We start from the raw sequence: 6,717 nt of genomic DNA on the forward strand, positions 1-6,717 counted from the left end.
AGGTTTAAAAACTTTAAGAAACGGATCCTACTCATGAATAAAACCTTAATAAATTAAAAAACAAGCAACTAATCAGTTACTTGCTTTTTAGGGGAAAGGAGTTTCCCACACGATTTGACAAAGAGCCATTCTTGTGAGTGCAATTCATGTGCTAAGAGCTTTCTTGACGCGTAAATCTTTTCATCAATATTGATATAAATTTCACCGTCAAATGCGTCAATAACAAGTGCCTTAGATTTCTTTGTAAAGTATTTATCTTTATCGGCCTCAATTGGTAAGTAGAAATTATTGTTGTAGCGAATATGATGGCCACTATCAACGACGCGTTTAGTTACGCGAGCTAATAGTAAATTGATTTTAGAGGTAGAGGGTGCCTTTTCAAAAACTGTTTCTTTGGTCTTGTTTCCGAATTTGCGATTAAACTTGCTAATCCATTGTTTTAGAAATGCGTTAGCCTGCTCAATTGATGTTATCCCCGCCATTTGTAAGTCAATCGGCAAGCGAGATTGTAATGTGCCATTAAGCCGCTCTACGCGTCCCTTAGCCTGCGGTATAGAAGAAGTCCTGATATCAATGCCAAGCTGATGACAAGCAAAACCAAACTGTGTAAATGTGTCTTCCTCCACTTTCTTCATGGCTTTGGATTGATATTCGAAGACGGTGCGCTTATCGGTTAGAAAAGCGTTAGGAATGCCGTGTTTCGCCAGGATTTGATGTAAGACATGATAATAGCCTTTGAGCGTCTCCTGCGTATCAAAATAAGCACCTACGATGTTTCCAGAGGCATCATCAATCGCAACGTGCAGATGTGAGATTTTGCCACCAAACCAAGGATACGAGCTTGCATCCATTTGTAGTAGCTCACCACGATATTTCTTTCTAGGGCGACTAGGGTGAGCTTTTTCGTGTAGCACCAATTTTTCATCAGCTTTGGGTAACAATGACTTCACTTGTTTTTCTTTATTTTGTTTCTTGAGTTGTGCCTTTATTCTCTTTCTAGTTTTACGTTGCGATTTAGGAGATAATAATCCTGCTCCATAAATTACAGTACGTATTGTTGTATCCGAGTAGTGAATGTCATAGTTCTCAGTCAATATTTCCGTAAAGTGTTTGATGTTTGGTTTAGCTTCTTGGAATGCTTTGTATAGATTAACAATCCTTTCTTTAGTCTCAAATGACATGGCATGCATAGGTCTTGAACCTCTATTGCCGTGTACAAAAGCAGCCTTTCCTTTTGTATCATAGGCTTTTAACAATCTATCAACTTGTCGTATTGTTGTTCCTAGTTCTACACTAGCACGTTCTTTCTTCTTCCTCCCATCGTGTACTGCCTTAATTGTGTGATATTTTTTTGTTTCATCCATCGTGAGTGATATCCTTTTCATAGTTATTAGTTTAACATTTTGAGACATTTTGTATTTCGACCTACTTAAGACATTATCACTTTCGAATGATAAGGCAACTTAAAAGCGAAATTAAATCTTTCATTTTCTCTCTCAAAGCGGTATAATAAAAGGACATGAAAAAACAAAAATTAACTTTTGATAGTCGAATAGAATATGGGCTGATTTTGCCAGCCTTTTTGTTGATAATGATTGGCTTTTTAGTCTTGTATATCGCGACCAGTCATGATTACCCCAATCGCCTTAGCTCAGTGATGACACAGCAGATTACTTGGGGTGCTGCGGGAATTGTGGTGGCGTTTATTGTCATGTTATTCAATGCCAAAATGCTTTGGAAATTCACACCGATTTTGTATGTGTTAGGTATTATTCTCATGCTCTTACCGCTGAAGTATTTTGATCCGCTAACATTTGCGGCGACTGGGTCTAAAAACTGGGTCTATCTCGGTGGTAACAACCTTTTTCAGCCGTCAGAATTTATGAAACTCTCCTATACCTTGCTTATGGCGCGCATGGTCGTTGACTTTCAAAATCGACTGAAACAACGCCATCTTCGTGATGATTTCTTGCTGATTTTTTACATGTTACTTGTAACAGCACCTGTTATTGGGCTACTTAATCTACAAAAAGATTTCGGAACAGCGCTTGTTTTTATGGCAATTTTCGCAGGAATTGTGATTGTCTCGGGCATTTCGTGGCGGATTATTTTACCAATTGTCATGTTAGTTGCTTTGATTGGTGGCGGGATTATCTATCTGACGACTGTTGATTATGGGCGCGATTTTCTGATTTCTGTTGGCGTTGATTCATATCAGATTTCTCGAATTGATGCTTGGCGCGACCCCTTTATCTATGCCCAAGGCACAACATATCAGCAAGCTCAAGGACAGATTGCTATTGGCACAGGTGGCTTATTTGGGCAAGGTTTTAACGTTGCTAATATCAGTGTGCCAGTTCGTGAGTCTGATATGATTTTCACTGTTATTGGCGAAAATTTCGGCTTTGTTGGCTCGACATTCGTGATTTTCCTTTATTTTATCCTTATTTATCGTATGATTCGTGTGACGATTCAAGCTAACAACCAGTTTTATATTTACATCTCGACTGGTATTATCATGATGATTCTCTTTCATGTTTTTGAAAATATAGGCGCTAACATCGGCGTTTTGCCACTAACTGGGATTCCCTTACCATTCATCTCTCAGGGCGGTAGTTCGCTCATTGGAAACTTGATAGGGATAGGCTTAGTTCTATCAATGAAGTACAATCAGCTACCAGATTTTCCAAAAGAAAGTAAACGAAAACCCTACAAAAGAATTACAAAAAATAGAACAGATAAAACTGTATCATAACAGATTTAGTATATACCACTTTCAAAAGTGGTATTTTTGAGATATAATAAAGTTATCAAATAAGAGAAAGCGTTTGCAGATAGCAAACAAAAGGTAAGTACAATGGCAGACAAAACAGTGAGAATTTTCTGTTCAGCAGGCATGTCAACATCACTCTTTGCACAAAAAATTCAACAAGAAGCCGATGCTCGCGGTCTTGATTTTGACGTTGAGGCATACGGTTTGGCTGAAATTGACACAGAAGGACCAAAAGCAGATGTTATCTTGATTGGCCCACAAGCACGTTACATGGTTGCAGAAGTGACTAAAAAATTCCCTGATACGCCTGTAAAAGACGTGCCAATGCAAATGTTCGGTTTGATGCAAGGCGACAAAGGTCTTGACCTTGCGCTCGAATTGATTGGCGAATAAAGTCATAAGAAGTTTGAAAAAGCACTTGCAAAAGTGTTTTTCTTTTGGTAAAATATAGAAAAATAAGAGAAAGGTTAGCACCTTTGGCAAGTGCTAGCGAGGTGGCAAACAGTGCGCAATTAAGCTGATGAAAATTTGCAAGAATTTTGACTTAGCTTTAAGTGCGGACTTTTCACCTTGATAAGACAGTTTAGAGACAAAGACAGTGTTGTTTTTGTCGATTTTTAAAATTTATCACAGAACAAGGCTTTTTGTCGCACCTCAGGCTTAGGTAATTAAGTGAGGTGCTTTTTGATTGACTTAAAACATATAACCTTTGGTTATGACGATAAAATGATTTTTGAGGACGTGTCAGTGATTTTTGATGCGCATTGGAAACTGGCGCTTGTTGGGCGAAATGGTCGCGGTAAGACGACTTTAATGAACCTGTTACTGGGTAAGTTACCATTTTCTGGCAGCTGTCATTCAGATGTTGTGTTCACTTATTTTCCGCAGAAAATTGCCGATAAGACACAATTGACCAAGTTTATTTTGGATGACTTATATGATTTTGAGGACTGGCAGATTCAGCGAGAATTGAACTTATTGGGGCTTTCTAGCGATATTTTGTGGCGGCCGTATGAGACCTTGTCAGGCGGTGAGCAAACTAAGGTATTGCTTGCGGGACTTTTCTTAGATGAAACGCATTTTCCATTGATAGATGAGCCGACCAATCATCTTGATACTGCTAGTCGGGCGAAGATTGCGACTTATTTGCAGGCAAAAAACTTAGGTTATATCGTTGCTAGTCATGATCGCAAGTTTTTAGACACTGTGTCCGATCATCTGCTTGCCATTGAGCGAAATGGTCTTGAACTGCTTGCGACGAATTTTTCGACTTATGAGGTGCAGAAAAAGCAGCGCGATGCCTTTGAGATGGCGGAAAATAACAAGCGCAAGTCAGAAATTGGCAGATTGAAAAAAACCGCACGTGATAAATCGAATTGGTCACGAAATCGTGAGAAAGACAAGTACGGCAAGCCCGATAAAAAAGGAAGTGGTGCAATTGCTGATACTGGTTTTATTGGGACACGAGCAGCGCGCATGATGAAAAAATCAAAGATTTTGGAACGGCGGATGACCTCAGAAATTGTCGAAAAAGAAAAGTTGCTGAAAAATCTGGAAAAAGTTGACTCGCTGTCAATCGCCTATCAACCAAGTCATCGAAAATTATTGTTGAACGAAGATAATATGACAGTTGCTTTTGATAATGAACAAGCGCTTTTTGAACCAATCAAATTTCAGCAAAAAGCCAGTCAGATAACGGCGATTACAGGACAAAATGGTATTGGTAAAACGCAGTTGTTGAACAAATTGGTTGCAATTGCCGAGAGTAAAAAGCTCAAAATTTCTCGTGTCAGACAGATTTATGAGGACAATCAAGGCGATTTGAAAACATTTGCCGAAAAAAATCAGCTAGATTACACCGCATTTCTCAATAATTTACGGAAACTTGGCATGGCACGTGAGGTTTTCAACCAAAAAATCGAACAAATGTCTATGGGACAGCAGAAAAAAGTCGAATTAGCAAAATCATTATCAGAATCAGCCGAACTCTATATTTGGGACGAACCGCTGAATTATTTAGACGTTTTCAACCATGAACAAATCAAAAAATTATTACAGACCATAAAGCCAGCCCTAATCATCGTTGAACATGATGCAACTTTTATCCAAAATATCGCTGACCAAGTGATTGACTTGAAACAAGTGATTTATTTTTAGCTTATTGGAAATGCCTTAAAACTGGTCTAATCATTCAAAATATATCATAGTGAATCAATTCCTCAAATCAGATAGCTTCCAAAAATTGAAAAATATTTCACAATAACCGATTTTTCTTAAAAATTATGATAAAATAAAAGAATGAAAAAAATCAATAACACCATTTTCAAAGGGACGATATATGCCATATTAGCAGGCTTTTTCTGGGCGTTTTCAGGCATTTTCGGGCAAATATTCTTTGAAGATTTTGGGGGTAATGCACTGTGGATTACCTCATTTCGTTTGCTGATTGCGGGAATTATCTTGCTTTTCATCTCCTATTTTCAAAAATCATCAGCTTTTTTATCAATTTGGCAAGATAAGAAAAATTACCTAGAATTGTTCGGTTATGCGATTTTTGGTGTTCTCATGGTACAGATAACTTTTTATGGTTGTATACAAGTGTCAAATGCAGCAACGGCAACGGTTCTCCAGTTTACAGCACCAGTTTTTTTACTCTTGTATTTGGCGCTTTTTCGTCATCAAAAACCAAGGCTCAAATCAGTCGTGCTAGTCGTCATTGCCCTCATCGGTATTTTCTTTTTAACGACTCATGGTAACCTTAAAACGATGACCTTATCGCCAGTTGCCCTATTTCTGGGGCTTTTATCGGCGGTTGCGGTCGTCTCTTACTCGCTTTTGCCTAAACGTCTTTTGCAAACTTATGAGGTCACAAACGTTGTCGGCTGGGCCATGCTGATAGCGGGTGTCATCATGAATAGCTTCTATCCTGTTTGGCGTTTAGACTTTGACTTGACAATTAAAAGTCTGTTTTTAGCCTTAGGGGTTGCGGTTGTCGGCACAGCTGTCGCTTTTATGTTCAATATGAGCGCAATCAAGTATATCTCGCCAGTCGTTGCAGAGGTTTGTGCAGCAATGGAGCCGATTCTTGCAGCGATATTTAGTGTTATTTTATTTGGTATGCGCTTTGATGTTGTGACTGTTATCTCAATGATTGTCACACTTACGAGTGTTATTTTACTCTCATTGGAGGAAGGGAAGTCATGAGTTACACGGATTATATTTGGGATTTGGGCGGTACATTGATGGATAACTATCAAACGTCAGCGACTGCTTTTAAGATGACTTTGCAAGCGTTTGGTGTCAATGTTGCCTATGATGAGATTTACACTGCACTTCGCGTATCAACAGACTTTGCTGTCTCAAAATTTGCAGCTAGTCTGCCTAATTTTACGGCAATCTACAAAAAAAGAGAGGCTGAAACCCTAGCCCAACCTGTTTTGTTTGCAGATGCGACAAGGGTGCTTGCCACCATTGTCAAAAAAGGTGGGAGAAATTTTATGATTTCCCACCGAAATAATCAAGTCCTTGACATTCTCAAATCAGCCAATATTATCTGTTATTTTACGGAAGTTGTGACTGCTGACAATGGCTTTCCACGCAAACCTAATCCTGATTCGATTAATTATCTGCTTGATAAATATGAGATGACTCAGGCAGTCATGATTGGTGACCGCAAACTTGATATTACCGCAGGACAAAATGCTAAAATTGACACGATTTATTTTGGCAATGATAATAAAATTAAGGCAACATACCAAATTAGTAGATTGGCAGAAATTTTAGAATTATAACGAATCGTATTTTTAGTTTATAAACTATTAGACTTCTCCCAAAAATAAAAAAATTTGTTATACTATAGTCATGAACTATGAATCCCTCACGAAACTCAGCGATAGTCATTTTAAACGTCTAGTTGGCGTTAAACGTCCAACCTTTGAATCTAT

The 6,717-nt window shown here is 38.4% G+C and carries 5 protein-coding genes and 1 pseudogene; 5 read left to right on the forward strand and 1 reads right to left on the reverse strand.

What is annotated here, in order from left to right:
* Nucleotides 1-101: 101 nt before the first annotated feature.
* Nucleotides 102-1,364: pseudogene (locus Hs30E_RS10095) on the reverse strand (ISNCY family transposase); the annotation flags it as partial.
* Nucleotides 1,365-1,519: 155 nt separating this feature from the next.
* On the opposite strand from Hs30E_RS10095, the gene Hs30E_RS10100 reads away from it, so the two are divergent.
* The 5 genes from Hs30E_RS10100 to Hs30E_RS10120 all read left to right on the forward strand — a co-directional run bounded on the left by Hs30E_RS10100 (nucleotide 1,520) and on the right by Hs30E_RS10120 (nucleotide 6,564).
* Nucleotides 1,520-2,755, forward strand: a complete 1,236-nt coding sequence (locus tag Hs30E_RS10100; protein ID WP_172209823.1) for an FtsW/RodA/SpoVE family cell cycle protein — start codon at nucleotides 1,520-1,522, stop codon at nucleotides 2,753-2,755.
* Nucleotides 2,756-2,857: 102 nt separating this feature from the next.
* Nucleotides 2,858-3,166 (forward strand): PTS sugar transporter subunit IIB, encoded by a 309-nt coding sequence (locus Hs30E_RS10105; protein WP_172209824.1) that lies wholly within the window; start codon nucleotides 2,858-2,860, stop codon nucleotides 3,164-3,166.
* 291 nt (nucleotides 3,167-3,457) lie between these two features.
* Nucleotides 3,458-4,930 (forward strand): ribosomal protection-like ABC-F family protein, encoded by a 1,473-nt coding sequence (gene abc-f / locus Hs30E_RS10110; RefSeq protein WP_371864152.1) that lies wholly within the window; start codon nucleotides 3,458-3,460, stop codon nucleotides 4,928-4,930.
* 141 nt (nucleotides 4,931-5,071) lie between these two features.
* Entirely contained in the window at nucleotides 5,072-5,977 is a 906-nt protein-coding gene (locus tag Hs30E_RS10115) for a DMT family transporter (RefSeq protein ID WP_172209825.1), read from the forward strand.
* The gene (locus Hs30E_RS10120) at nucleotides 5,974-6,564 is read left to right on the forward strand and encodes an HAD-IA family hydrolase (RefSeq protein ID WP_172209826.1); all 591 of its coding nucleotides are present in this window, start codon (nucleotides 5,974-5,976) and stop codon (nucleotides 6,562-6,564) included. The genes Hs30E_RS10115 and Hs30E_RS10120 overlap by 4 nt, the downstream gene beginning before the upstream one ends.
* The last annotated feature ends 153 nt before the right edge of the window (nucleotides 6,565-6,717 follow it).

Source organism: Pseudolactococcus hodotermopsidis (genome assembly GCF_011170085.1).
In the GTDB taxonomy this organism is placed as follows: domain Bacteria; phylum Bacillota; class Bacilli; order Lactobacillales; family Streptococcaceae; genus Pseudolactococcus; species Pseudolactococcus hodotermopsidis.

Excerpts from the sequence above, each read along its gene's own strand:
- Hs30E_RS10100 (WP_172209823.1), top strand. The coding sequence starts at position 1,520 with ATGAAAAAACAAAAATTAACTTTTGATAGTCGAATAGAATATGGGCTG.
- Hs30E_RS10105 (WP_172209824.1), top strand. The coding sequence starts at position 2,858 with ATGGCAGACAAAACAGTGAGAATTTTCTGTTCAGCAGGCATGTCAACA.
- Hs30E_RS10115 (WP_172209825.1), top strand. The coding sequence starts at position 5,072 with ATGAAAAAAATCAATAACACCATTTTCAAAGGGACGATATATGCCATA.
- Hs30E_RS10120 (WP_172209826.1), top strand. The coding sequence starts at position 5,974 with ATGAGTTACACGGATTATATTTGGGATTTGGGCGGTACATTGATGGAT.